General features: G+C 65.7%; 29 protein-coding genes. 13 read left to right on the top strand and 16 right to left on the bottom strand.

The window, feature by feature from the left end:
• Positions 1–41: 41 nt before the first annotated feature.
• Positions 42–578, bottom strand: coding sequence for a TetR/AcrR family transcriptional regulator (locus ACYVG2_RS08995; RefSeq protein WP_460780646.1), 537 nt, complete (start codon positions 576–578; stop codon positions 42–44).
• A 67-nt stretch (positions 579–645) separates the two neighbouring features.
• Here ACYVG2_RS08995 and ACYVG2_RS08990 point away from each other — a divergent pair, with 67 nt between their 5' ends.
• The 4 genes from ACYVG2_RS08990 (at position 646) to ACYVG2_RS08975 (ending at position 2,770) form a co-directional block, all read left to right on the top strand.
• The gene (locus ACYVG2_RS08990) at positions 646–1,446 is read left to right on the top strand and encodes a CE1 family esterase (protein ID WP_460780645.1); all 801 of its coding nucleotides are present in this window, start codon (positions 646–648) and stop codon (positions 1,444–1,446) included.
• Between the two features lie 73 nt (positions 1,447–1,519).
• A complete protein-coding gene (locus tag ACYVG2_RS08985) occupies positions 1,520–1,873 on the top strand; it encodes an ArsR/SmtB family transcription factor (RefSeq protein WP_460780644.1) in 354 nt (117 codons plus the stop codon).
• The gene (locus tag ACYVG2_RS08980; protein WP_460780643.1) at positions 1,870–2,328 is read left to right on the top strand and encodes an SRPBCC family protein; all 459 of its coding nucleotides are present in this window, start codon (positions 1,870–1,872) and stop codon (positions 2,326–2,328) included. Before ACYVG2_RS08985 ends, ACYVG2_RS08980 begins: the two co-directional genes overlap by 4 nt.
• Positions 2,329–2,344: 16 nt before the next feature.
• Positions 2,345–2,770: a VOC family protein gene (locus ACYVG2_RS08975; RefSeq protein ID WP_460780642.1), complete on the top strand. Its 426-nt coding sequence runs from the start codon at positions 2,345–2,347 to the stop codon at positions 2,768–2,770.
• Here the strand turns inward: ACYVG2_RS08975 and ACYVG2_RS08970 are convergent.
• From ACYVG2_RS08970 to ACYVG2_RS08960, 3 genes are read right to left on the bottom strand one after another with little or no spacing between them, the layout of a single operon-like run.
• Positions 2,742–3,194: a DUF6069 family protein gene (locus tag ACYVG2_RS08970; protein WP_460780641.1), complete on the bottom strand. Its 453-nt coding sequence runs from the start codon at positions 3,192–3,194 to the stop codon at positions 2,742–2,744. The two genes, ACYVG2_RS08975 and ACYVG2_RS08970, sit on opposite strands and share 29 nt — an antisense overlap.
• 38 nt (positions 3,195–3,232) lie before the next feature.
• Positions 3,233–4,534 (bottom strand): ABC transporter permease, encoded by a 1,302-nt coding sequence (locus ACYVG2_RS08965; RefSeq protein WP_460780640.1) that lies wholly within the window; start codon positions 4,532–4,534, stop codon positions 3,233–3,235.
• Complete coding sequence (locus ACYVG2_RS08960) at positions 4,531–5,253, bottom strand: ABC transporter ATP-binding protein (RefSeq protein ID WP_448966391.1); 723 nt, start codon at positions 5,251–5,253, stop codon at positions 4,531–4,533. Before ACYVG2_RS08960 ends, ACYVG2_RS08965 begins: the two co-directional genes overlap by 4 nt.
• A 147-nt stretch (positions 5,254–5,400) precedes the next feature.
• Between ACYVG2_RS08960 and ACYVG2_RS08955 the strand changes: the two genes are divergently transcribed.
• Both ACYVG2_RS08955 and ACYVG2_RS08950 read left to right on the top strand, forming a co-directional pair.
• A complete protein-coding gene (locus tag ACYVG2_RS08955; RefSeq protein ID WP_460780639.1) occupies positions 5,401–6,612 on the top strand; it encodes a sensor histidine kinase in 1,212 nt (403 codons plus the stop codon).
• The gene (locus ACYVG2_RS08950) at positions 6,609–7,283 is read left to right on the top strand and encodes a response regulator (protein WP_460780638.1); all 675 of its coding nucleotides are present in this window, start codon (positions 6,609–6,611) and stop codon (positions 7,281–7,283) included. Before ACYVG2_RS08955 ends, ACYVG2_RS08950 begins: the two co-directional genes overlap by 4 nt.
• Before the next feature lie 8 nt (positions 7,284–7,291).
• Here the strand turns inward: ACYVG2_RS08950 and ACYVG2_RS08945 are convergent, their stop codons facing one another.
• The 4 genes from ACYVG2_RS08945 to ACYVG2_RS08930 all read right to left on the bottom strand — a co-directional run bounded on the left by ACYVG2_RS08945 (position 7,292) and on the right by ACYVG2_RS08930 (position 12,295).
• On the bottom strand, positions 7,292–8,224 hold the full coding sequence (locus tag ACYVG2_RS08945) for a carbohydrate ABC transporter permease (RefSeq protein WP_460780637.1): 933 nt from the start codon (positions 8,222–8,224) through the stop codon (positions 7,292–7,294).
• Positions 8,221–9,243 carry a carbohydrate ABC transporter permease gene (locus tag ACYVG2_RS08940; protein WP_448966395.1) on the bottom strand — a complete coding sequence of 341 codons (1,023 nt, stop codon included), beginning with the start codon at positions 9,241–9,243 and terminating at the stop codon, positions 8,221–8,223. Before ACYVG2_RS08940 ends, ACYVG2_RS08945 begins: the two co-directional genes overlap by 4 nt.
• Before the next feature lie 89 nt (positions 9,244–9,332).
• The gene (locus ACYVG2_RS08935; protein ID WP_460780636.1) at positions 9,333–10,625 is read right to left on the bottom strand and encodes an ABC transporter substrate-binding protein; all 1,293 of its coding nucleotides are present in this window, start codon (positions 10,623–10,625) and stop codon (positions 9,333–9,335) included.
• A gap of 32 nt (positions 10,626–10,657) precedes the next feature.
• Entirely contained in the window at positions 10,658–12,295 is a 1,638-nt protein-coding gene (locus ACYVG2_RS08930) for a GH39 family glycosyl hydrolase (protein ID WP_460780635.1), read from the bottom strand.
• 163 nt (positions 12,296–12,458) lie between these two features.
• Between ACYVG2_RS08930 and ACYVG2_RS08925 the strand changes: the two genes are divergently transcribed.
• Positions 12,459–13,499 carry a LacI family DNA-binding transcriptional regulator gene (locus tag ACYVG2_RS08925; RefSeq protein WP_460780634.1) on the top strand — a complete coding sequence of 347 codons (1,041 nt, stop codon included), beginning with the start codon at positions 12,459–12,461 and terminating at the stop codon, positions 13,497–13,499.
• 10 nt (positions 13,500–13,509) lie between these two features.
• Here ACYVG2_RS08925 and ACYVG2_RS08920 read toward each other — a convergent pair whose 3' ends face one another.
• Entirely contained in the window at positions 13,510–14,382 is an 873-nt protein-coding gene (locus ACYVG2_RS08920) for an oxidoreductase (RefSeq protein WP_460780633.1), read from the bottom strand.
• 110 nt (positions 14,383–14,492) lie between these two features.
• Here ACYVG2_RS08920 and ACYVG2_RS08915 point away from each other — a divergent pair, with 110 nt between their 5' ends.
• Both ACYVG2_RS08915 and ACYVG2_RS08910 read left to right on the top strand, forming a co-directional pair.
• Entirely contained in the window at positions 14,493–14,918 is a 426-nt protein-coding gene (locus tag ACYVG2_RS08915) for a winged helix-turn-helix transcriptional regulator (RefSeq protein WP_460780632.1), read from the top strand.
• Between the two features lie 131 nt (positions 14,919–15,049).
• The gene (locus ACYVG2_RS08910) at positions 15,050–16,645 is read left to right on the top strand and encodes an isocitrate lyase (RefSeq protein ID WP_448966402.1); all 1,596 of its coding nucleotides are present in this window, start codon (positions 15,050–15,052) and stop codon (positions 16,643–16,645) included.
• A 78-nt stretch (positions 16,646–16,723) separates the two neighbouring features.
• Here ACYVG2_RS08910 and ACYVG2_RS08905 read toward each other — a convergent pair whose 3' ends face one another.
• Positions 16,724–17,014 (bottom strand): DNA glycosylase AlkZ-like family protein, encoded by a 291-nt coding sequence (locus ACYVG2_RS08905; RefSeq protein ID WP_460780631.1) that lies wholly within the window; start codon positions 17,012–17,014, stop codon positions 16,724–16,726.
• On the opposite strand from ACYVG2_RS08905, the gene ACYVG2_RS08900 reads away from it, so the two are divergent.
• Positions 17,008–17,499, top strand: coding sequence for a hypothetical protein (locus tag ACYVG2_RS08900; protein ID WP_460780630.1), 492 nt, complete (start codon positions 17,008–17,010; stop codon positions 17,497–17,499). The two genes, ACYVG2_RS08905 and ACYVG2_RS08900, sit on opposite strands and share 7 nt — an antisense overlap.
• Positions 17,500–17,589: 90 nt before the next feature.
• On the opposite strand, the gene ACYVG2_RS08895 is transcribed toward ACYVG2_RS08900, so the two are convergent.
• From ACYVG2_RS08895 to ACYVG2_RS08885, 3 genes are read right to left on the bottom strand one after another with little or no spacing between them, the layout of a single operon-like run.
• The gene (locus ACYVG2_RS08895; RefSeq protein WP_460780629.1) at positions 17,590–18,402 is read right to left on the bottom strand and encodes a MerR family transcriptional regulator; all 813 of its coding nucleotides are present in this window, start codon (positions 18,400–18,402) and stop codon (positions 17,590–17,592) included.
• Positions 18,399–18,929, bottom strand: coding sequence for a VOC family protein (locus ACYVG2_RS08890; protein WP_460780628.1), 531 nt, complete (start codon positions 18,927–18,929; stop codon positions 18,399–18,401). The genes ACYVG2_RS08895 and ACYVG2_RS08890 overlap by 4 nt, the downstream gene beginning before the upstream one ends.
• 34 nt (positions 18,930–18,963) lie before the next feature.
• A complete protein-coding gene (locus tag ACYVG2_RS08885) occupies positions 18,964–19,365 on the bottom strand; it encodes a winged helix-turn-helix transcriptional regulator (RefSeq protein WP_460780627.1) in 402 nt (133 codons plus the stop codon).
• 119 nt (positions 19,366–19,484) lie between these two features.
• Between ACYVG2_RS08885 and ACYVG2_RS08880 the strand changes: the two genes are divergently transcribed.
• The gene (locus ACYVG2_RS08880) at positions 19,485–20,336 is read left to right on the top strand and encodes an enoyl-CoA hydratase/isomerase family protein (protein ID WP_460780626.1); all 852 of its coding nucleotides are present in this window, start codon (positions 19,485–19,487) and stop codon (positions 20,334–20,336) included.
• A gap of 23 nt (positions 20,337–20,359) precedes the next feature.
• Here ACYVG2_RS08880 and ACYVG2_RS08875 read toward each other — a convergent pair whose 3' ends face one another.
• Entirely contained in the window at positions 20,360–21,406 is a 1,047-nt protein-coding gene (locus ACYVG2_RS08875; protein ID WP_460780624.1) for an SDR family NAD(P)-dependent oxidoreductase, read from the bottom strand.
• Here ACYVG2_RS08875 and ACYVG2_RS08870 point away from each other — a divergent pair.
• Complete coding sequence (locus ACYVG2_RS08870; protein WP_460780623.1) at positions 21,290–22,156, top strand: AraC family transcriptional regulator; 867 nt, start codon at positions 21,290–21,292, stop codon at positions 22,154–22,156. The two genes, ACYVG2_RS08875 and ACYVG2_RS08870, sit on opposite strands and share 117 nt — an antisense overlap.
• Before the next feature lie 113 nt (positions 22,157–22,269).
• Here ACYVG2_RS08870 and ACYVG2_RS08865 read toward each other — a convergent pair whose 3' ends face one another.
• Positions 22,270–22,914 (bottom strand): NAD(P)H-binding protein, encoded by a 645-nt coding sequence (locus tag ACYVG2_RS08865; protein WP_460780622.1) that lies wholly within the window; start codon positions 22,912–22,914, stop codon positions 22,270–22,272.
• Positions 22,911–23,669 (bottom strand): SDR family NAD(P)-dependent oxidoreductase, encoded by a 759-nt coding sequence (locus ACYVG2_RS08860; protein WP_460780621.1) that lies wholly within the window; start codon positions 23,667–23,669, stop codon positions 22,911–22,913. The genes ACYVG2_RS08865 and ACYVG2_RS08860 overlap by 4 nt, the downstream gene beginning before the upstream one ends.
• A gap of 83 nt (positions 23,670–23,752) precedes the next feature.
• Between ACYVG2_RS08860 and ACYVG2_RS08855 the strand changes: the two genes are divergently transcribed.
• Entirely contained in the window at positions 23,753–24,307 is a 555-nt protein-coding gene (locus ACYVG2_RS08855) for a TetR family transcriptional regulator (RefSeq protein ID WP_460780620.1), read from the top strand.
• The last annotated feature ends 110 nt before the right edge of the window (positions 24,308–24,417 follow it).

Below are 24,417 nucleotides of genomic sequence, written 5' to 3'. Positions count from 1 at the left end.
CGAGGGGATTGACGCGTGCGGGCGGCGGGAGTAGTGGGTGCCTATGCGGCGAGTATCCCGTCGAACAGCGCATCGAGGTATTGCGAAGAGCGCTCTGGTCGCAGGCGTGCGGCGTACCCGATGCCGCAGAGCAGGACCATGACGTCCGCCGGCTCCAGCGTGGTCCTGAAGTGCTCGGCGTTGCGGGTGATCAGGCTCGAGAACGCTTCGAAGAGGTCGGTCCGCAGCGCACGCGTCTCTTCCCGAGCGGCAGTGGACGACACGACGGCATCCGCGAAATCCGGGTCATCGCTGAAGACCTGCAACGACTCCGCGATGAACCCGCGCACGGTGTCGAGTTCCCCGGATCGGCTTGCCGCCGATCTCGCCGCATCCGCCATCTCGACGAAACGCTGTTCGACGAGCGCCTCCCTCAACGCCTCGGTCGAGGGGAAGTGCCGGTAGACCGTTCCCACCCCGACGCCTGCGTGATGCGCCACGGCGTTGAGGTGAAGCGTGGCGCTGTCGGAGCGGAGCGCTCTCGCGACGTCGAGGATGCGCTCCCGATTTCGATGCGCATCGCGGCGGAGGACGGGCATGAATCCACTGTAACGGATGACTCATCCGAACGGATACATTATCCGTTTTTGCAGGTAGTCTGAGACCATGACCGACCAGAGCAGACAGTTCATCGACGTAGACGGCACCCGACGCAGTTACATCCACGTCGCGCCGGCATCACCTCGGCCGGACGCTCCTCTACTGCTCGCGCTGCACGGCTCATCGCAACAGGGGCGGACGATGCAGCGGTTCAGCGGTCGCACCCTCGATGCCCTGGCGCAGCGCATCGGGGCCGACCTCGTCTACCTGAACGGCTACGGCCGCGCATGGAACGATGCGCGCAGGCAGAAGCTGTCGAAGGCACAGAAGGCCGACATCGATGACGTCGGCTTCGTGAGCGCCGTCATCGACCGCTTGGCCCGCCCTACGATCGCCGTCGGATACTCGAACGGCGGGCAGCTCACGCACCGCATCCTGCGTGAACGCCCGGCACTGCTCGCCGGGGCGACGATCATCGCCGCGGGCCTGCCGGTCGACGATGACTATCTGCTCGCCGATGTCGACCCGGGCCGGGTGCCGGTGCTCATCGTGCACGGCACCGCCGACCCGATCGTGCCCTACGCGGGAGGCATGCCCAGGATGCTCGGGCGCGCCACGCGCGGCATGGTGCAGTCCGCGCCCGCGACGGCCCGCCGTTACGCACCGGCGGGCGAGCCCCGCATTCGACGCGATAGCGATCTCGAACGGGCCGACTGGGACGGCGTGCGTTTCATCACGCAGGTCGGAACCGGCCACGTCATCCCGAATCGCACCACCTCTCCCCTGCCGATCGCCGTCGGCCCATCGCATCACGACATCGACCTCGGCGAGGAGATCGAGAGTTACTTCGGGCTGAGCCCGCTCTGACACGCTCGATCCCTTGACATCGGTGTCCTTCGAGAGTACCAATTAAGAATACTCTTAATTAAGAAGGTTCCTCATGACAGTCTCCGACCCGCTGAGTCAGGTGTTCGCCGCACTTGCGGATCCGACCAGACGTGAGATCCTCTCCCGGCTCTCGCAGGGATCGGCGACAGTCGGCGAGGTCGCCGCCCCGTTCGCGATGAGCGCCCCGGCGATCTCGCAGCATCTGAAGGTGCTCGAGCGCGCGGGCCTCGTGACACGCACAGCCCACGCCCAATGGCGCACGCTGTCCATGCAGGCGGAGCCTCTGGACCAGGCGTCCGCATGGGTCGAGAAGCACCGCCGCGAATGGAACCTGAAGCTGGACGCTCTCGACGCGCATCTCAGCTCGATTAAGACCCCATCGGAAGACCGGAAGGAAGAATCATGAGCACGACCGACGCAACACCGCAGTTCTCGATCACTCGCACTTTCGACGCACCCCGCGAGCTCGTGTGGAAGGCATGGACCGACGAGACCGAACTGGCGCAGTGGCTGCATCCGTTCGGGGTGTCGACCGACAGTGTGTCGTTCGACGTCCGCGTCGGTGGCCGCTACCGCTACACGATGACGAATGACGAGACCGGCGAGAAGTTCCCGACCGGCGGCGAGTACATCGAAGTGGACCCGGTCGACCGACTCGTCTTCACCTGGGGCGAACCCGAAGCTCCGGTCGAGGGCGCGCCCGTCATCACGCTGACATTCGCAGAACGCGGCGCGCAGACGGAGCTGGTCTTCCACCTTCGCGGACGCGAGGGCAACCCCGGTGACGGCTTCATCTACGACGGCTGGGACGAGGCGCTCACGAACTTCGGTCGGTTCCTCGCCGGCGATCTCGAGGACTGAGCACATGGGCGTCAGGATGGACAATATCGGGATCGTGGTGCAGGACCTCACTCCGGCGATCGAGTTCTTCACAGAGCTCGGACTCGAACTCGAGGGCCGTGCCATGGCGGAGGGCGAGTGGGCCGGACGCGTCACGGGCCTCGGCGACCAGAGGGTCGAAGTGGCGATGATGCGCACGCCGGACGGCCACGGCCGCGTCGAACTGTCCCGGTTCCTGCATCCGGACGTCATCGCCGACAACCGGCGAGCGCCCGTGAACGCGCTGGGCTACCTCCGCGTCATGTTCGAGGTCGGCGACCTCGATGACGCCCTCGACCGCCTCTACGCACGGGGCGCAGAGCTCGTCAGCGACGAGGTGGTGCAGTACGAGGACGTCTATCGGCTGTGCTACATCCGCGGCCCGGAAGGTATCCTCATCGGACTCGCTCAGAGCCTGCGCTGATGACCGGCTCGGCGAAGCCCGAACGCAGCGGCATGAACCGTCGATAGGTGAGCACGGCGATGACGATCGTCGCGACGTGCATGAGCGAGAGAGCACCGGCCACGAGCCATCCCATCGCGACGCCCACGGCGATGTCGGGGATGAATGAGACCACGAGGAAGGTCGGCACCAGCCATCGCATGATCTTCGCAGGGTGCCGCGCGCGCCGGTTGATGATGTGCCAGCCGGCCGCGCCGGCGAACGCGGCGATCACGGTGAAGCTGATGTACGCGACCGGCTGCAGCCCGCCGGCGCTCTCGGCGCCGAGGGATACGGCGCCGAGGGCGATGAGCGCGTTGACGGCGCTGGCCGCGACCGCGACGATCAGTGCGCTGGACGGAAGTGCGGTGCGGACCCGGTAGCCGGGCTGGGTGATGGTGATCATTTCTCCTCCTGGGTTCGGTGGTCGTGCGGAAGGTGACGTCATTCGTAGCGGAGTGCTTCGACGGGGTCTTTGCGTGCCGCCCGCGCAGCGGGGAGAGTCCCCGCGAGGAACGCGACGGCCATGATCAGCACGATCGTGAGCGCCACCGTGAGCGGATCGAAGGCGACGATGGTCAGCCCCGGCAGATCGGCGAGCAGGGCGCCACCGAGGAACGTGCTGGCCGCGGTGCCGACGATCATCGCCACGACCACGCCGATCGCACTGCCGAGGAAACCGATGAACACGGCCTCGGTGCTGAACAGCGCGAACACGCGCCCGCTGCCCATGCCCATCGCCTTCATGAGTCCGATCTCCCTGGTGCGCTCCTGCACGGACATCAGCAGGGTGTTGACGATCCCGAACGCCGCGGCGAGCAACGCGATCGCGGCGAACACGTTCAGCACGAGCACGATCGTGTCGATCACGGTGGTGAATGCACCGAGTTGATCTGCGGTGGTCGTGGCGGCGAAGCCGGCATCCGTCAGTCGTTCCTTCAGCTCTTCGATCTCGGCGGGCGTGAGGTCGATGTCGAACCAGGCGGTCGCCTCCGTCCAGCGATCCAGCTGATCGGCCGGCAGCCCCGTGCTCTGCAGCTGGTACAGGTCGTCTTCGAGCGCCTGATTCGCGACGAGGCCCGTGCCGCTGGCAGCAGCGAGCGCCTCCTCGGCGACGCCGACGATCGTGACCTCCACGTCGTGCTGAGTGAACGCGCCGTCGGTGACGGCGACGGTCAGCGGCTCGCCGATCGCGGCGTCGGCGTCGGCGAAGCCGAGCGGTTCGACGTAGGTCACCGGAATCGTGACCTGCAGTTCGGTGCTGCCGTCATCGGGCTCCGCGCCCGCCGCGAGCTGCACGTTCTGTCCGGCCACCAGCCCTCCGAGACTCGCGACATACGGACTGTCGTCGCCGTACTGCACGTAGTCCAGCTGCACCGACTTGACCGGTTCGACCTCGAGGATGCCGTCGACATCACCGATCGCCCGGATGTCAGCATCCGTCATGAGGGTGACGGAATCCTGTGCCGGGCCGTTCCCCGTGACGACCGAGTCGGGGTCGTACTCGCGCGGCCCCGTGTCCTCCGCGTCGGCAGACGCTTCGCCGGTCTTGGTGACGGTCATCACGTCGTCGGCGCCGATGCCGGCGACGGTGTCGTCGATGTACCGGTTGATGCCGGTGCCGAGTCCGCTGGTGAGAGTGAGTGTGAATGCCCCGACGAAGATCGCCAGCACTGTGAGAGTCGTACGCGCCTTGGAGCGGAACGTGTTCGCGATCGCTGTGCCGATCAGGTCGCCGGCGTTCATGCTGCCACCTGCTCGCCGTCGACGATGACACCGTCACGGATGTGGATGCGCCGATCGCAGCGAGCGGCGAGCTCCTCGTCGTGCGTGACGATGACGAGGGTGATGCCCTGTTCGCGGTTCAACGTGAACAGGATGTCTTCGACCACGCCCCCGGTGTTGGTGTCGAGGTTGCCGGTGGGCTCGTCAGCGAAGATGACCCGTGGGGAGTTCACCAGCGCTCGTGCGATCACCACCCGCTGCTTCTGCCCGCCCGACAGATTGATGGCCTTGTTCTTCGCCTTGTCACCGAGCTCGAGCTGTTCGAGCGCGTTCGTGGCCCGGTAGCGACGAGCGCGCCGCCCGACGCCGGCGATCTTCAACGGCAGCGTCACGTTCTCGAGCGCGGTCTGGCTCCCGTTGAGGAAGAACTGCTGGAACACGAAGCCGAAGGTCTTGTTCCGGGCCCTGTTCAGCCGCGCCCCTCGCAGCTGTCGAGTGTCCTGACCGTCGAGCAGCAACGATCCCTGGCTGGGCTGATCGAGAAGCGCGAGCAGGTGCATCAGGGTTGATTTCCCCGACCCGCTCTTGCCGACGATCGCGATGCTCTCCCCTTCGCGAATGTCGAGGCTGACGCCGCGCAGCGCGTCGAACCTGCTCGGGCCGCGCCCGTAGGTCTTGTGCAGATCGCGGACCGAGAGTATCGGTGCGCTTCGGTCTTCGGTCGCCGTCGAGTGTGTCACTGGGCTCTCCTCTTGTCTGGGATGCAACGAGCCTCCCGCGGGGCGGGGTCTCGGCGCGTCGCCCCAGCGAGGCACCTGCATACCCTGAACGGGGTATCTCCGGCCGGAACCTAGGGAAGGGGCGGCGTGCGGATCGATAATGAGAGCATGCGCAGCGTACGGGCACCCGAGGTCGCCTCGTCGACGCGCGCCACGATGCCGGGGTGGGTGAGGGATCTGCTCGCATCGATCGCCGTCCTCCTGACCGCCTTCGGTCCGCTGACGCGACTCACCGACGACCTCTCGCCTCTCGGCTGGATCGTCGTCGGCCTGCCGGTCGCACTCATGTTCCTGCGCCGCCGGTACCCGTGGGTCGTGCTGGTCGCGTGCGTGGCGTGCTTCGTCGCCGTGTCGCTCACGCTCGCGCTCACGCCGTTCTCGGCCCTGCCGACGGGCATCGCCGTGTTCACGATCGCCACCCGCACGAATCGCCGTACCGTGCTGGTCACGGTGCTGTGCGTGCTCGTGGTGATGATTCCGGCATCCATCTTCCACGAGTGGGCGTCGCTGCACCCGCTCACGATGCTCGTCCTGGTGATGGTGGGGTTCTTCGCCGCGGCCGGCGACGCGATGAGATCCCGTCGGGCGTATATCGACGAGATCACCCAACGAGCCGTGCAGGCGGAGCAGACCCGCGAGGCGGAGGCTTCGCGACGCGTCGCCGAGGACAGGCTGCGCATCGCGCGCGATCTGCACGACACGGTCGCGCACCAGATCTCGGTGATCAATCTGCATGCCGCCGTCGCGGGCCGAGCGATCGACGACGACCCGGTTGCCGCGAAGTCGGCTCTCGCCACCGTCGGCACCGCGTCCAGACGCGTGCTGAGCGAGATCGGCGACCTGCTCTCCACGCTGAGGGCACCCGATGAGGCGCAGCCCCTGGCACCCACGCCGGGCCTGGGAATGGTGGGGGCGCTGATCGAAGAGTTCGAGGGGTTCGGTCTGCACGTCACTGCGCGGATCGAGGGCGACCTCAGCGATCTGCCGGCCGCCGTCGACCTGGCCGGTTACCGGCTCGTGCAGGAGGCGCTCACGAACGCGCACAAGCACGGTTCGGCTCCTCGCGCCCACGTATGGATCGATCGCGATGAGGGCATGCTCCGACTTCTCGTCACCAACCCCGCGGCGAACGACGCCGACCAGAGCGCGCCCGGGCAGGGCGGGCCCACCATCGACGCCTCCGCAGGGCACGGCCTGCTCGGCATCCGCGAGCGCGTCACCGGCGTGGGTGGAACGCTCAGCGCCGGTCGCGACGGCGGTTCCTTCCGCGTCGAGGCCGTGATCCCTGTCCAAGGGGAACCGACGCAGGTGCCCGAGTGATCCGCGTCGCCATCGCCGACGATCAGGCGCTCATCCGCACCGGCGTCGCGCAGCTGCTCGGATCCGAGCCCGACTTCGACATCGTCGGCGAAGCCGGGGATGGAGTGGAGGCCGTCGCACTCGCCGCCCGGTCGACCCCCGACGTCGTCCTGATGGACATCCGGATGCCGAACATGGACGGCATCGAGGCCACGGCGAAGATCTGCCTCTCCCCCGCGTCGGCCGCCACCCGGGTGCTCATCCTCACCACGTTCGAGGAGGACGAGTACGTGGTCGCGGCGCTCCGTGCCGGTGCCAGCGGGTTCATCGGCAAGGGCGCCGACCCCGACGAGATCGCCCGCGCGGTCAGAGCCGTCCACGCCGGCGACGCCCTGCTGTCCCCCGCAGCCACGCGCAGTCTGATCGGACGGTACCTCGACGCCGATCCCGTGCACGCACGACGCCCTGTCGGCACCGACCCCGGCATCCTCACGCCCCGCGAGACCGAGATCCTCCTCCTCGTCGCACGCGGACTGTCCAACGACGAGATCGCCACCGATCTCTACATCTCGGCCCACACGGCGAAGACCCACGTCAAGCGCATCATGGCGAAGATCGGCGCGCACGACCGCGCGCAGTGCGTGATCTACGCCTACGAACGGCGACTGCTCAGTCCGGCCGAGGACGCGTAGGACTCGGCTCAGCCCTTGACCGCCCCGGCCATGACACCGGCCACCAGCTGCTTGCCGAGGAACACGAACGCGATCAGCAACGGCAGCGCGATGAGGAACACGCCGGACATGATCAGGGCGTGATCGGCAGTGAACGCCCCGCTCAGCTGCGGGATGACCAGCGGAAGCGTCTTCTGGCTGCGCAGCACCACCGACGGCCAGAAGAACTCGTTCCACGAGCCCACGAATGTGAACAGTGCGAGCGTGGCCGCTGCGGGCCTCGCCGCGGGCAGCGCGATGGACCAGAAGGTGCGCAGCACGCTCGCGCCGTCGACGCGCGCGGCCTCGATCAGCTCGTACGGCAGCGCCTCCTTGAGGTATTGGGTCATCCAGAAGACGCCGAAGGCACCGACGAGGCTGGGCACGATGAGCGCAGCGAGAGAGTCGATCCAGCCGAACTCGTTCATCATGATGAACATCGGGACGGTACCCAGCTGCATCGGGATCACCAGAGTCGCGATCACGAAGACATACAGCCCGTTCTTGCCCCGGAACCCGAGCTTGGCGAACGAGAAGCCTGCGAGGGTCGAGAAGAACACCGTCGCTGCGGAGACCACGACCGCGACGACGATCGAGTTCAGCGCCGACATCCAGAAGTCGATCTGGTGGTTCGAGACGATCGCGATGATGTTGTCGAACAGATTGGGCCCTGGGAACAGTCGGGGCAGCGCGCTCTGCGCGATCTCGATCCGCGTGGACGACCCCAGGATCGCCGTGTAGTACAGCGGGAACACCGAGGCGATGAGCACGATCGACAACAGGGCGTACGTCACCCAGCCCGGCCGAGCACCGACCGAATCCTCGCGGGGTTTGTACTTGATCGGCTTGCCCTTGGCGGCACGCCGCTGAGCGTACTTCTTGGCACCGGGCCCGGAGATGCTCTCGATCAGGGGTGTGCTCATCGGCCCTGGCCTTTCTCGCTGAGGCGCTTCGCGGCGAGGCGGGAGGCGCGGGTCGGTTTGGAGGTGTTGGTGGAGATCGCTCTGGTGAGAAAGAAGTTCAGCAGCGTGAAGAAGATGATCACTGCGGCGAAGAGCCAGGCGACGGCTGCCGCCTGCCCCATGCGGTCCTGCCAGTCACCGAAACCCAGGTTGAAGAGGTAGAGCACCGTGGTCAGCCACTGGTTGTCCGCGCCGCCCTGTCCTGTTCCGCCGCTGCCTGTTCCGTCGAAGACTCTGGCCTCGTCGAACACCTGCAACCCGCCGATCGTCATCGTGAGGACGACGAAGATCATGGTCGGACGGATGCTGGGGATCGTGATGGAGAAGAACTGCCGCGCACGTCCTGCCCCGTCGATCGTCGCGGCCTCGTACATGTCACGAGGGACCGTCTGCATGGCTGCGAGGAAGATCAGTGCGTTGTAGCCGGTCCAGCGGAAGATGATCATCGTCGCGATCGCGACGTGCGAGAGGAGCCGGTTGTGGAAGAACGGCGAGTCGACGTCGCTGAACCAGCCGAGCTCGTGCATGAGCGGGGTGACCAGGCCGAACTGCCCGAACACCTGCGAGAAGATCATCGCCGAGGCGACGGGCATGACGACGAAGGGCACCAGAACACCCATCCGCCAGAACGTCTTCGTCCTCAGGTTCTGGTCGAGGATCGCCGCGATGAGCAGCGCGAGGATGAGCTGCGGGATGAGCGACAGCACGAAGATCGAGAACGTGTTCTGCAGCGACGTCCAGAACGCCGGCTGGTTCAGCACCCAGGTGAAGTTGTCGAACCCGACGAAGTCGCCCTGACCGAGACGACGATCCCAGTCGTGCATCGCCACCCAGATGTTGAACAGGATCGGGAACAGCCCGAAAATCGCGAAGCTCAGGAAGAACGGCGAGATGTAGAGGTACGGCGAGATCTTGATGTCCCACCTGGACAGGTTCCGGGAGAACCCGAGGCGGCGCGTAACAGCGGTCTGCGATGTCATGTCTCTGCCTGTTTCACCTTCATTGTGAACGCGTGTGCGCCGTGGCCCGCCCGGGATCGAACGGGCCACGGCCCTGCATGCTCGGTCGGTCAGTCGGTCAGCCCGAGTGCATCGAACTCGGCGACCGATGAGGTCCATGCCGCTGCGGCATCCTCACTGCCTGATTCGATGCGACGGATGCCGTCCATGACGAGTGTCTGGATTCCGGCGAAATTCACACCGCGGAATCCACCGGCCGCCTTGTCACCGGCCGACTCGGCCAGACCCGCGTAGATGGCACCGGTCTCCTGGCCGCCGAAGAACTCATTCGCGGTCTCCGCGACGGCGGGGTCCTGCATCGCTTCGAGCTGCGACGGGAACTGACCGTTCAGCAGGAACATCGATACAGCGGCCTCCGGCGAGGTGAGGAAGTCCGCGAGTTCGACGGCCGCATCGGTGTGCGCGCCTGCGGCCGGGACGGCGAAGAAGGAGCCGCCCCAGTTGCCGCCGCCGTCGGGGAAGGCATCCGCGATCCGCCAGCCCTCGAGACCCGCAGCGTTCTCGGCGATGATGCCCGTCGCCCATGCGGGTGTGATGACCGTGGCCCACCGGCGCGCCTGGAATCCGGCGCCCCAGTCGGCATGACCGATCCCGACTCCGGCCGAGACGCCCTCCTCGGCCGCCTCGCCGAACATCGTGAACAGATCCTTCACATCATCGTTGTCGGCCAGCGCGACCGCATCGCCGCTGTCCGGATCCTCGAACGCGGCGGGGAGCTGGTTGATCGCCGCCTGGATCGCGGTACTGGTGGAGTCGATCCATGCGGCATCCGATGCCTCGGTGAACTGCCTTCCGGCGTCGAGGAACGACTCCCATGTGGCATCCTCACCCCCGATGAACTCGGTGAAGCCCTCGGGATCGGAGGGGAGACCGGCGGCTTCCATGAGCGTGGAGTCGTAGGCGATCGCGAGCGGACCGATGTCCATCCCGTAGCCCTTGATCTCGTCGCCGACGGATCCCTGAGTGACCTTCCAGTCGACCCACCGGTCTTCCACTGCGGGCAGGGTGACCCAGTCCTCAGGGAGCGCCATCATCTCGGTCCACCAGTCGAGTTCGACGAGGTGGAGATCGGACAGTCCGGCACCGTTGGAGGCAAGACCGTTGCGCAGCACGGTCTGAGCAGAGGCGCCGTCGGCGAAGGAGTTGACCTCCACCTTGATGCCGGTCTCCTCGGTGAACTGCTCGAGCAGTTCCGGCGGGATGTCCACCCAGGTGGCGACGGTGAGCGTCTCGGGTGTCTCTCCGCCACCGCCCTCATCTGCGCCTCCGCTGCAGCCGGACACAATCAACGCTGTCGATGCGGCGATCGCCGTGAACGCGATGGCCTTCCTCTTGGTCCTCATCTTCGAGTCCTTTCGTGTGTGAGTTCGTGTATCTAGTGGGTCTGTGGAGCGATCGAGGCGACCGCCCACGCGGGGAGTTCGAAGTCGATGTGCAGTGCCCCGTCGTCGCCGACGGTGAGAGTCCTCCGGTCGAGGCGGTCCGCGGTCTCTCGGAGTTCCGCGGTCTGCTCGCGGCTGAGGTTGAGGGGGGATCCCATCCGATGCCATGCCTCCGCGACGTTGCCGTGCTCCCAATCGAGGATCTCGAGGGTGAACTCGGCTCTCGGGCTCAGTCCTTCGAGCGTGTGCCGGATGCCACGGGCGGAGCCGATGAGAGCCAGATCACGTGTGCTGCGATAGTCGGAGCGCGACTCCAGGCCCGCCCCACCCATCTCATCCGGATAGTTGTAGAAGACGGCGGACACGTCACCGGTCTTGGAGGAGCGCGTGAACACGCCGTCCGACGCCTCGTGCACGAGTCTGTCGCCCAGCCTGTTGAGCATGGCCATGGCGTGGAACGTCGGCTTGTGCAGGCCCTGCTCGTTCACGAACCCGAAACCGCCGTGGAAGGGGCCGATGCCGCCACCGCCCTCCTCGAAGACATCCGTGAAGGTCCAGTAGGAGATCGATTCCGCCAGGGCTTCCCCCTTGAGGAACGCCCGCACGATGTAAGGTGCCGCGAACAGGGTGTCGTGGATCGCGTCGCGGCTTGACGGCGAGGTCGACCACTCGGTGATGTGCAGTTCGACGTCAGGGTACGGACTGTGCGCGATGATCTCGCGCATGAGCTCCAGGTCCTGACGTGTCGCGTCCGCGTGACGGGTGATCGCTTTGCCCCGCCCGGTCGAATCGGCGGCGTAATCGGTGGGATACAGGTGGGTCGACAGGAAATCGAGTGGCACGCTGCGCTCGGCGCAGTAGGCGAGGAACTCGTGGATCCACACCGGCTGCCAGTCCAGGCTGTCGGGGTCGGCCGTCTCAGCGGTCTCGACCTCAAGGGCCGGATCGTGGTATTCGCCGGCATACCGCTCGTCGGGGACGAAGACGCTCGTGGATGGACCACCCACTCGGATGCGGGAGTCGATCGCCTTGATCGCCCTCGCGCTGGCCTCGTAGAGCTCGAAGTACTCCGTGCGCGTGCCGGTCCAGAAGTGCGGCACGAGGTTCGGTTCGTTCCAGACCTCGAAGGGCCATTGCCTGACCTCGTCGATGCCGTACCGGTCGATCCAGTGCCGGACCGTCGCCGTGACGAGTTCGACCCAGCGGTTCATGTCTTTGGGCGGGCTGCAGTGCGCCTTCCACCAGAACAGGGTCTCGGTCTGCGTCGCAAGCGCACGCGGCATGAATCCGAGTTCGACGAACGGGCGCGCTCCGGTGTCGAGGATCGCATCGAACACCTTGTCGACGTACGCGAAGGTGTGCACGGGCTCCGGCAGCGACGTGTACGGGCCGAATCCGCCGCCGTTCTCCGTGCGGTACACGAACATGTCGTCGTGGAAGAGCCCATGGAAGCGGACGTGCCGGACGCCCAGCGCATCGACGGCCTCGCGGAAGTGCGCCTGCCAATCCGCACGCAGCGCCTCGTTGGCCCTGCCTGCGCCGACGCACTCGTTCCAGACGTGCCGCAGCACCCGCTCGGTGGCGGGTTCTCTGTCTGCCAGTACGGTAGACACCGACACATCAAGAACCATCGAGAATCTCCTTTGATCGAGTGAATGTCTCGTTTTTACGAAACTGTTTCGCTATGCTTGGATGCAGGTTCACGGTAGCGCGCTCTGCCATTCAGTGTCGAGTCGGCAGTATCACGGTTAGATAACGGCGCAGATAACCGAAACAATTTCGGAAGGATGAGGGATGAGTTCCAGCTCGGCCACGCCGCGCAAGTCGACGCTCTCCGATGTGGCCGCCGCATCGGGCGTGTCCAAGGCCACCGTGTCGAAGGCGCTCAACGGTCGCGACGATGTGTCTGCGGAGACCAGGGAACGCGTGCTCGCCGCCGTGTCGGAGCTCGGCTACCGCCCGACGACCTCGCCGGCGACGGAGGGGCGTCGCGCGATCGCCGTCGCTTTCGACATCCCCGCTTCGCCGTACATCCTGAACGTCCTCCAGGGTGTTCTCGCCTCGGCCACCGACAACCGCCTCGACCTGCTGACCCGGCTCGCGCCGGACCGCACGGTGCGCACCCAGCGAGCTGTCGCACATGCGTGGATCGCCGAGCAGCGTGCCGCCGGCGTGATCGGCGTCGTCGGATTGACGCTGTCCAGACCGGATGCTCTGCTCGATGCCGCCGCCGAGGCGAAGCTGCCCTTCGTGATGGTCGACCCGGTCGACACCGCGCATCGCCGACTGGTGAGCATCGCGTCGAGCAACTGGGCGGGCGCACGGGCCGCGGCCGACTACCTGATCTCGCTCGGCCACCGCCGGATCGCATGGATCGGCGGGCCGGAGTCGTCCGTGGCCGCACGAGATCGCTTGTACGGATACCGCGCCGCGCTCGATGCTGCCGATCTGGAAGCCGACCCCTCGATGGCGGTGTCGGACCAGTTCGACGTGGCGGCCGGCGCCCGGCACGCCCGGGACATGCTCACAGCCGCCCACCCGCCGACGGCGATCATGGCTGCGGATGACGAGATCGCCGTCGGCGTCCTGGCAACCGCGCGCGAGCTCGGCGTGCGGGTGCCGGAAGACCTCAGCGTCATCGGGTTCGACGACACTCCGCAGGCACCGTGGACGACACCGCCCCTGACCACGGTGCGTCAGCACCTGGAGGACATGGGCCGGATGGCCGTGCAGACCGTCGAATCCCTGGCCGCGGGGCAACCGCCCGTCTCACGTCATGTCGAGTTGGCGACGACCCTCACGATCCGCGAGACGGTGGCGCCTCCGGCGGGATGAGCGCCTTCCGCTACCCGCCGATCCGATTCAGCTCCTGCAGATCGCCGTCAGACAGCTCGAGGCGCGACCCGGCGATGTTCTCACGCAGGTGCGCGGCCGACGACGTGCCGGCGATGAGCAGGATGTTCGGCGATCGGCGCAGCAGCCAGGACAGCGCGACGGACATCGGTGTCGACCCCACGCGCGCGGCGACCGCTGAGAGTGCATCCGATTGCAATGGAGTGAACCCTCCCAGTGGAAAGAACGGGATGTAGGCGACTCCCTCGGCGGCGAGCCGATCGATCAACGCGTCATCGTGGCGCACGGCGAGGTTGTACATGTTCTGCACCGACACGATCGGTGCGATCGACTGTGCTTCCTCGACCTGCTCCGTGGTGGCGTTACTGACACCGAGATCGCGGATCATGCCCTGCCGCTGCAGATCGACGAGAGTCTCGAACGCGTCGCCTATCCGTTCTTGAACGGGGCCTTCGGCATCACCGAGGCGAAGGTGCACGAGGTCAAGCACCTCGACGCCGAGCGTCTCGAGGTTGTCATCGACCTGCTGGCGGAGTTCGTCGGGTCTCCGTGCGCTCGGCCAGCCGCCGTTCTCGTCGCGGCGCCCGCCCGCCTTGGTCGCGATGAGCAGGTTGTCGTCGTACGGATGCAGCGCCTCACGGATCAGTTCGTTCACCACCCGGGGCCCGTAGGTCTCCGCCGTGTCGATGTGGGTGATGCCGTGAAAGACCGCTTCGCGGAGCACTGCGATGGTGCCCTCGTGGTCGCGCGGCGGTCCGAACGCCCACGGTCCGGCCAGTTGCATGGCTCCGTAGCCGAAGCGGGGGACCACCCTGTCGCCGAGGGTCCAGCTGCCGCCGGGAAGTTCGTGGGATGCGGTGCTCATAGGTGCCTTTCGATGGCCATACGGAAAAGATGTCACCCACTACCCTGAACGACCCACTACCGTATAGGAAGTAGTTACCTGAAAGTACGTTGATACCCGTGCGGAGGATCATGGCGACGACGACCGCAGCCCAGAAGAAGGCCGAAGCGAAGGCGCAGTACAACGCGTTCCTCGCGGCCTGCCCGAGCCAGCAGGTACTCGGACGGGTGTCAGGAAAATGGGTGACCCTGGTCATGTCGGCGCTCGGAAGCGGGCCCGACTGCGATGACGATCCCCGGCCCATGCGGTATTCCGAACTCGCCCGTGTGCTCGCAGGAGTCAGTCCCAAGATGCTGTCCCAGACGCTCCGATCGCTCGAGCGCGACGGCCTGGTCGCGCGGAGTGCGCGCGCGACGGTCCCCGTGACGGTGTCGTACGAGCTGACCGAGCTCGGCCTCTCTCTTCACCGCACGATGCGACAGCTCAAGCTCTGGGCTGAAGCGCACCGTGATGACGTGGCTGCGCATCAGGCCGACTTCGACGACCGTCAGGCCTGACGCAGTCGTCGGCCCGCATAGTCCTTGTAGAAAGCAGAATTTTCGCGAGTCTTCACACGCCAGATGGCCGGAAGAGACACATTTCTTGGCGCAGAGTGGTTGCTGACAGCCACCACCGCAAAGGAATCGAAATGACTGCGTACCAAGACGACATCGACGCCATCCGCACTCTCACCGACGAGAACGGCTCCAGTTGGAACGCCATCAACCCCGAGTCCGTCGCCCGCATGCGGGCGCAGAACAGGTTCAGGACCGGACTCGAGATCGCTCAGTACACGGCCGACATCATGCGCCGCGACATGAGTGAGTACGACGCCGACTCTTCGCTCTACACCCAGTCGCTCGGCGTCTGGCACGGCTTCATCGGTCAGCAGAAGCTCATCTCGATCAAGAAGCACCTGAAGACGACGAACAAGCGCTACCTCTACCTGTCCGGGTGGATGGTCGCCGCCCTCCGTTCCGAGTTCGGGCCGCTTCCCGATCAGTCCATGCATGAGAAGACCTCCGTGCCTGCGCTCATCGAGGAGCTGTACACGTTCCTCCGCCAGGCCGACGCCCGCGAGCTCGACCTGTTGTTCACGAAGCTCGATGATGCCCGCGCGGCAGGCGACGAGACGACGGAGGAGTTCATCCAGTCGCAGATCGACAACTACGAGACCCATGTCGTGCCGATCATCGCCGACATCGACGCCGGCTTCGGCAATCCGGAGGCCACCTACCTTCTCGCCAAGAAGATGATCGAGGCGGGCGCCTGCGCCATCCAGATCGAGAACCAGGTCTCCGACGAGAAGCAGTGCGGCCACCAGGACGGCAAGGTCACGGTGCCGCACGAGGATTTCATCGCGAAACTCACCGCGGTGCGTTACGCATTCCTCGAGCTCGGGATCGACAACGGCGTGATCGTGGCGCGCACGGACTCGCTCGGTGCGGGTCTCACGCAGAAGCTCGCCGTCTCGCAGGTGCCGGGCGACCTCGGCGACCAGTACAACTCGTTCCTCGACGTCGAAGAGATCTCCGCGGCCGAGCTGGGCGACGGTGACGTCGTCATCAAGCGCGACGGCAAGCTGCTGCGCCCGAAGCGCCTCGCGAGCAACCTGTACCAGTTCCGCGCGGGAACCGGAGAGGAGCGCTGCGTGCTCGACAGCATCACGTCGCTGCAGAACGGGGCCGATCTGCTGTGGATCGAGACCGAGAAGCCGCATGTCGCCCAGATCGCGGGAATGATGAACGAGGTGCGCAAGGTCATCCCGAACGCGAAGCTCGTCTACAACAACAGCCCGTCCTTCAACTGGACGCTCAACTTCCGCCAGCAGGCGTACGACCGGTTCGCCGCCGAGGGCAAGGACGTCTCGGCATACGATCGCGCCGCGCTCATGAGCGTCGAGTACGACGGCACCGAGCTCGGGCGACTGGCCGATGAGATGATCCGCGACTTCCAGCGCGATGGTTCCGCGCAGGCCGGGATCTTCCACCACCTCATCACGCTTCCGACGTACCACACGGCTGCGCTGTCGACGGATGACCTGGCCAAGGGCTACTTCGGCGACGAGGGCATGCTCGCCTACGTGCAGGGAGTCCAGCGCCGCGAGATCCGTGAGGGCATCGCCACCGTCAAGCACCAGAACATGGCCGGCAGCGACATCGGAGACAACCACAAGGAGTACTTCGCCGGCGACGCCGCTCTGAAGGCCGGCGGCAAAGACAACACCATGAACCAGTTCAGCTGATCGTTCGGTCACGAACTCTCATGAACTGAGAGACGAGCCGCGCGCAGGAGCATTGCCGATCGAAATCGGCACGATCTCCTACGCGCGGCTCGCCTTCTTCCGTGCGGGTGAGGAGTCGCCTACTCGATCAGGTCGGTCGCCGCCCGTGAAGCCGTCGATGAGAACGACCGACGGCACCGGCCCGTGCGGGCGGTGGGAGTGACAGCAGAAGTCCTCGGTGATGACGCGACTGCGGTCGGCGTGAGAGAGCAACAGGTTGTCGAAGTCGTAGAGGAAGCGCGGCGGTGCAAGCGCGTCGGGATCTGGTCGCGGCGCATCAGGCAGATCGATCAGGTCTTCGCCCGCCTCACTATGATGCGAACATGACACGCACGGATCCGATCTTGCGGGGGAACCAGGCCTCCGACGAGCTCGGCCCCGGCATGCTCGTCCTGCTCTGGGCGGTCATCGGCGCACAGCTCTTCGCTCCGGCGATCTTCGTGTTCCATCTTGGGACCGGTAACACGCGAGAGGCGGAGGACTGGGTACCTGGTTCGATCATCTGTGCTCTGATCGCGCTGCTGCTCTTGGCAGGGTTGCGCTCATCGGCTCGTGATACGCGACAGTTGCGCGCGAAGGGCGTCCCCGGGACGGCAACCGTGCTCTCCGTGGAGCCGCTCGAGGACGGATACGCGATGATCCTGCGGATCTTCATCGACCGACTCGAGCCATTCGACGCACGCGCCCGCTCCGGATGGAACCGCCTGAAAGTCGGCGACACGGCCCAGGTGCTGGTCGACCCCACGGACCGGTTGTTCAGCATCGTCGATTTCGGAGCCACGCCGGACGGCCCGAGTCGTTTCAGTCGGGCGTGACCGCCCTCGTTGGGTTCCAGCTGGCGAGCGCCGAAAGAGCGTGGTGCGAGGGTGATCCGGGCTCACGCAGGCCTACTCCCCGCGGTCGGGCTACTCCCAGGTCGCGGCATCCGGATCGATGTCGTGATGACGCGCTGATTCGTCGATGGCCAGGCGGAACCACGTCGCGAGCCCGTCTCCTATCCCGTTGTAGTACGCCGCGAATCCTGGGTCGGCCTCGAACATCCGCCCGAGGCACACCTGCATCTGCCTGGTCAGCGGGAAGAAGTTCGAGAACAGCTCCCGGTGTCGTTCCACGAGTTCGTCCGCCTCCGCGCTTCCCGGCTCGGCGCCTCGGCTCACGGCATCGGCGAGGTCGCGTTGCAGCGCGGACATGGCCTCGGAGAGAGCCCGCCACTGTGCCGGCGACCTGGACGCGGAACGCTCAGCGAACTGCGCCCACTGCTTCGACCCTCCCCATACGAAGCGGGCCGCGCGAGATTGCTGCGGGTCCCACTCCTCTCCGAAGACCTCGCGCTGCTCGTCGTCGCTCATCAGGATGCCGCGCTCGTGGGCATCGGTCATGCGCTCGAGCCGTTCGTCGAGCTGCTGCAGGTCGTGGATCCGTTCGGCCAGTTGCGCCCGTTGCTCGCGCAGCGTCTCCCCGATCTCCGCGGTCGCATCATCGAGCACATCTCGGATCGCGTCGAGCGAGAGTCCGGCTTCGCGGTATGCCACGACTCGGCTGAGGCGCTCGAGGTCATCCCAGGTGTAGAGGCGGTAGCCGGCTGCTGTGCGGCGAGACGGTGATGCGAGACCGATCTCGTCCCAGTGGTGCAGAGTGCGCACCGTCAGGCCGAGAAGGTCTGCGGCGACACCGACCGTCGCATCCTCATCGATCTCGTTGTCAACCATCGATGTCATTGTGCCCCTCCTTGGGAGTCTTCCGGTGCGAAGATCCCGACCGACGCGAAATCACGGCCCACGTCGCTGTCGGGAATGAACGGTGTCGCTGCCGTGAACGTGACGTGGGCACCCTCGGGGGTGACGACCGCGATGTCCCGGGTTCTCCATGCCGTGTCGTACGGACCCGTCACCGAATCAGGCGCGAGCTCTCGACATGCTCCGGCGACGGCATCGAGTTGGTTGAGAACGCACGAGACGAACACCTGAACCGTCGACGGCGCCGACGGAGTCGCGTCGTGATCCGCGGGAACGAGCAGAACGTCCTGAAACGCCCATCGCCGCAGATGCACGATCTGCCCCGGAACGCTGAACAGGTCGACGAACCCGAGTCCGCGAACCCAGAAGTCGGTCGACGCCTGAAGGTCTCTCGTCGGGATCTTCACGAACATCGGCATCGCGTAGATGCCGAGGAAAGGATCCGGCGCGACCGCGTCCGGTCCATCCGGAACGGGGCTCATCTCGAATGCATTGAAGTAACCAGTCATGCGGGCAAGCCTGGGTCCTCACGTTGCGTGAGGGTCAAACCGGCCCGCGAAGCTCCGCTGAGCGCGAATCGTACGCGGACTGATTGCGGCGGATCGCGGCGGCATTGCTGACCGTCCAGTCGTACAGTCGCCCGAATGGCTCCCGCAGCGATTCGCCGAGTTCGGTGAGTGCGTACTCGACACCGACGGGTGAGGTGGGCAGAACGCGTCGCTGGATCAACCCGTCCCGTTCCAGCTTGCGCAGGGTCTGCGTGAGAACACGTTGAGTGATGCCCTCGAGGCGCCGCTTGATCTCGTTGAAGCGCCGTGGTTCGTCCAGCACTCCCATCACCATCATCGACCACTTGTTCGCGATCTGATCGAGGATCGGCCGGCTTTCGCAGTCGGCACGGAAGACCTCGGCGGTCGTGTCCACAATCGCGCTGAATGGCTGCATGGCGGTATCCTCCCGCATCCCTGGGATGCTCAAAGTGCGTTCTTGACGATCTCGACGAAAGCGCGAAGCCTAGGTATGCATTGTAAACCGATGCACACATCTAATACCTAGGAGAAATCGTGGTCGACACCCGTTCTGACACCATCAGCATCCGCCGGAAGGGTCGGGTGATGTTCGTCACGCTCGACAACCCGCCCGTGAATGCACTCAGTGCGCACGTCATGCGTGAACTCCATGAACTGTTGACGGCGGTCCGCGACGACGACACCGTCGCGGTGATCGTCTTCGAGAGCGCCGACCCGGAGTACTTCATCGCCCACGTCGACATGAACCTCGGCGAGCAGATGGATACCCTGGGTGCACTCGCAGCGCAGGCACCGGAGGGCATCAATGTCTTCCAGGCCGTGGGCGAACTACTCCGCAACCAGCCGCAGGTCACGATAGTCAAGCTCGCCGGCATCGCCCGGGGCGGCGGTGCCGAGTTCGTCGCCGCCGCCGACATGGCCTTCGCGGCCCGCGAGACCGCCCGGATCGGGCAGGTTGAGTCCCTTATGGGGATCGTCCCGTCCGGAGGCGGAACCCAGTACCTTGCCGAGCGCGTCGGGCGTAACCGCGCTTTGGAGCTCGTGCTCACCGGCGACGCGGTCGACGCGGACACCGCCGCACTCTACGGTTGGATCAATCGCGCCGTGCCCGCCGGTGATCTCGACGCTTTCGTCGACCGGCTCGCGCACAATATCGGCAACCTCTCCGACGGCGTCATCGCTGCTGCGAAGAGGATCCTCGCACCCGTCAGGCCTCTCGACGGATATCAGCGCGAAGAAGCGGAGTGGTCTGCTCTGATCGGTCAGCCCGCGGCGCGCGCACTGATGGGCGGGAGTCTGGAGCGTGGCGCCCAGACGCCCGACGGCGAACGCGATCTCGAAGGGCTCCTGCGCCAGGTCGGCCGCGAGGCACCCATCACTGCGTAGCAACGCCGGTGCCGGCGATCGAGTCAGACCTGGTTCGTACCGCCATCGACGTAGAGGTTCGAACCGACGACGTAGCTGCTCTGTTCGGAGGCCAGGAACGCCACGACAGCCGCCGCCTCCTCCGGCCGACCCATCCGTCCCTTGGGTACGGTCGCGGCGACGGTTTCCTTCACCGCTCGAACTGTCTCCTCATCGTCGAACGCCGCGGTTCCCCCTGGCGTCTCGATCCATGCCGGGGAGACCACGTTCACTCGGATTCCCCGGCCCTTGAGCTCAGTGGACCACGTGCGCGCGAACGACCGGACGGCTGCTTTCGAGGCCGCATAGGCGCCGAACGCCTCCATGCCGCGATCCGCGGTTGTGGAGCCGATCAGAACGATCGAGCTGCCGTCATGCATCAACGGCAATGCCTTTTGCACAGTGAACAGCGTCCCCCTGACGTTGACCGCGAAGGTGTGGTCGATGTGCTCCTCAGTGGTCTGCTCCAAGGGCACGAACGCTCCGACGGCAGCGTTCGCCACCAGGATGTCCAGCCCCTCGCCTCGTGCTCGGACCGCTTCGTAGAGCCGGTCCAGGTCCTGCTGGTTCGAGATGTCACCGGCGATCGCGGTGGATCGGTCGGTGCCGATGGACTCTACGGCGGCACGGAGTTCGGCCTCACGCCGCCCAGTGATGAAGACGTACGCACCTTCATCCGCCAGCCGCACTGCGGTAGCGAGCCCGATCCCGCTGCTTCCTCCGGTGATCACGGCTGTCTTGCCTGCGAACTGTTCCGCGAGGGTTCCTCCATCACTTTCTTCGCCGAATGCGGCCATCATCAATACTGCCCAGCCGTCGACGTAAGATGGATCAACAAGAGTCCATGATTCTTTACGTATCGTCCAGGAGGATGCATTTTGCTCGGGTTCCGAGACCCTGTGGCCGATGCGATCGGATTGCTTCGGCCCACCACCGTGGTCGGACCCAGCGTCAGAGCCGCAGGCGAGTGGGCGCTGCAGTTCGATCCTTTCCTTCACGTGCGCACCGGCGGCATCGTTCGCGGTGCGTGCTGGTTGATCCTGGAAGGGCACGAGCCCGTGTTCCTGCAGGCCGGCGATACTTTCCTACTGGGCAATCCGCCCGCGTATGTGCTGGCCAGCACCCTGAATGCGACGCCCCGCCCCGCTGCCCCGGTCTTCGAGGAGGCCGAACACGGTCTCGTCCGGATCGGCCCCGAGTCCGAAGAGGACGTGTATCTCTGCGTCGGGCACATCGCTTTCGATGAGGGGAACGCTGCCCTGCTGACCGATCTTCTGCCCTCTCTCATCGTCGTTCGCGTGAACGATCCTCACGGCGCTCGTTTGGCTCAACTGATCGAGCTCCTGGCCAGCGAGGTCGGTCTCGCCGCCCCTGGCAGCGCATTGGTGGAGAACCACCTCGCTCAGATCCTGCTCGTGCACATGCTGCGCGCCCACGCCTTCCGAACCGACCAGCCAACAGGTTGGCTCGGCGCGCTGAACGATGACGCCATCGGCGCCGTTCTGCGCGCCGTGCACGCGGACGTATCCCACTCGTGGAAGCTGGAGGAGCTGGCCGAAATCGGTCATATGTCCCGCTCCGCCTTTGCTCAGTCCTTCAAGCGCCACGTCGGAATACCTCCGCTCGAGTACGTGATCCAGTGGCGCATGAGCCTCGCCCGCGACGCCCTCGCCCGTGACACGCTGTCGATCTCAGAGCTCGCCAGGGAAACGGGATACCTGTCCGAGAGCGCATTCAGCACGGCCTTCCGGCGCGTGGTCGGCCTGTCCCCCGCGCAATTCCGGAACCAGGCGCGGCAATGACTGTTCGCGTGACCGGATGACCCAGCTGTCCGATCTCATGAAAGTTGTCGGTAATCGCGTTTCGCTCTCACCCTGCCCAAAACGTCGGACCGGCACTTTCAAGCCAGCGGGTTCTACCCGCGTAGCGCCTCGTCTACGGCATCGGCGGCGGTCAAACGACCTTCGACGAGCTCCCATGTGTTCCCCGCAGCGTGGTCTTGTTCGAGGACGGCGGCGACCACCGCCGCGACGTCGTCGCGCGCGATCCTTCCGATGGGGAGCGTCCCGGTGGGAGCGAGTTGCACCCGGTTCGTCCCCGCGGAGTTGAGAAGCTCTCCTGGCTGCAGAATCGTCCAGAGAAGATTGCTCGCACGCAGGACCCGTTCCGAGGCCTCTTTGGCACCGAAGTACGTGTCCCAGAAACCGCCATACAACTCGGGCGGACGGGTCCGCCCGACCCCCATCCCCGTGATGAGCACGAATCGATTCACCCCCGCACCCTCTGCAGCCTTTATTACGCGCAGTGCGCCGTCACGGTCGACACGAATGGGGTCACCGGCCGCGGCGAACACCACCATGTCCGCCCCCGTGAGTAGCTGCTCCAGCTCGCTCACGGTGGACTGAGTGAGGTCCGCAACAGCAGATCGGGCACCGGGATACGCGTTCTCGATACTCGCGCGACGGCCGATCGCAAGCACCTTCTTTCCCTGCTGGGCGAGGCGTTCGACGATGCGTCGGCCGGTCTGCCCGGAGGCACCGAAGACGGCGACGGTGCTCACAGGAGGACTCCGCCGGACACTTCGATGTGCTCGCCCGTGACCCAACGCATGTCGGGCGAGACAAGAGCCACCACGGCATCGGCAATCTCGGAGGGCTCGCCGACTCGTCCCAGTGCCGTCTGCTGCCCCAATCCGAGCCGGAGTTCCTCGTTGTCGCGCATCGCACCACCGTTGAAGTCTGTAGCCGTGGGCCCCGGCGCGATCGTGTTGATCCGGATCCCCCGGGGACCGAGCTCGAGGGCAAGGCTTCGCGAGAGCGTCTCGATCGCCGCTTTCGAGGCCGCGTAAATGGCGGTGGCTGGGCTGACATGCCGGCTTAGGGAACTCGACAGGTTGACGATGCGGGCATCGTCTGAGAGATAGGGGGCGAACGCCTGGATCATCAAGAACGGACCTCGGACGTTCACTGCGAAGGTGAGGTCAAAGTCAGCGACAGTCGCCTCGGCCAATGGCGCGAACTGCCCCACGCCGGCGTTATTGACCAAGACGTCAATGGTGGAACCGGGCCACTGCGCGGCGATCAGGGGAAGTACCCGCTCGCACGCTTCGCTGACCGATCGCGGATCGCCGACGTCCAGATGCAGAGCAAGCGCCTCTCCTCCGGCATCCTCGACGCGGCGAACTACGTTCTTGGCCGCCTCTGCCGATCGGGCCGCGGCGACAACGCGATATCCGCGCCCTGCGAGAGCGAGGGCGGTCGCGTGCCCCAAACCCCGCCCAGCGCCTGTGACAATCGCGATACCTGGCTCGGCCATGATTTCTCCCCCAGTTAAGTAAATACCTACTTACTTCTAAGCTAGAGATGTTGCACCGAGCCGTCAAGTCGAGAGGAACGCAGATGAGGGATGCCGAGGCGACACGCGCGCGAATTCTGGCGGCAGCGGTAGGCGAGTTCGCAGAACACGGCCTCGCGGGATCGCGGGTGGACCGCATCGCCCAGAACGCGGAGAGCAACGTGCGGATGATCTATGCATACTTCGGCGGCAAGAGCAGCCTGTTCGACGCCGCACTCGAAACTGCGCTTCGCAAGCTCGCGCACGACGTCCCGCCGAACCCGGATGACCTGCCCGGATGGGCGGGAGAGGTCTTCGACCATCACCAACGCCACCCCGACATCCTTCGCCTGAGCATGTGGGCGAGGCTTGAGCGGCCGTCCGCGCTGGCCGAGCCTGGCGACGTCTACGCCGAGAAGGCGGACGCTGTCCGAGCCGCCACCCCCGAACCCTTGACTCCCGTCGACGTGCTCATCTTCATCTACGCGATCGCCCAAGCCTGGCAGCTGTCGCCGACCGGCCTCACGAGCTTGGACGGCATCAGCGACGACCCCCGGCGGATAGCCGCGCACCGGCGCGCCGTCGTCGCCGCGGTGCAGGGGATCCTGCAGCGCTCATGATGTCTTGAACAGCCGAGCTTGATGCGCGTCCCACCGGATACGCCAACCGAAGCAATCTTGCTGCGCACGTTTCGCGGTCACCCCCCTTACGAATCCACCCGGTCCGCCAC

It is taken from the genome of Microbacterium shaanxiense, assembly GCF_054779995.1.
This window is presented reverse-complemented; position numbering and strand designations above follow the sequence as displayed.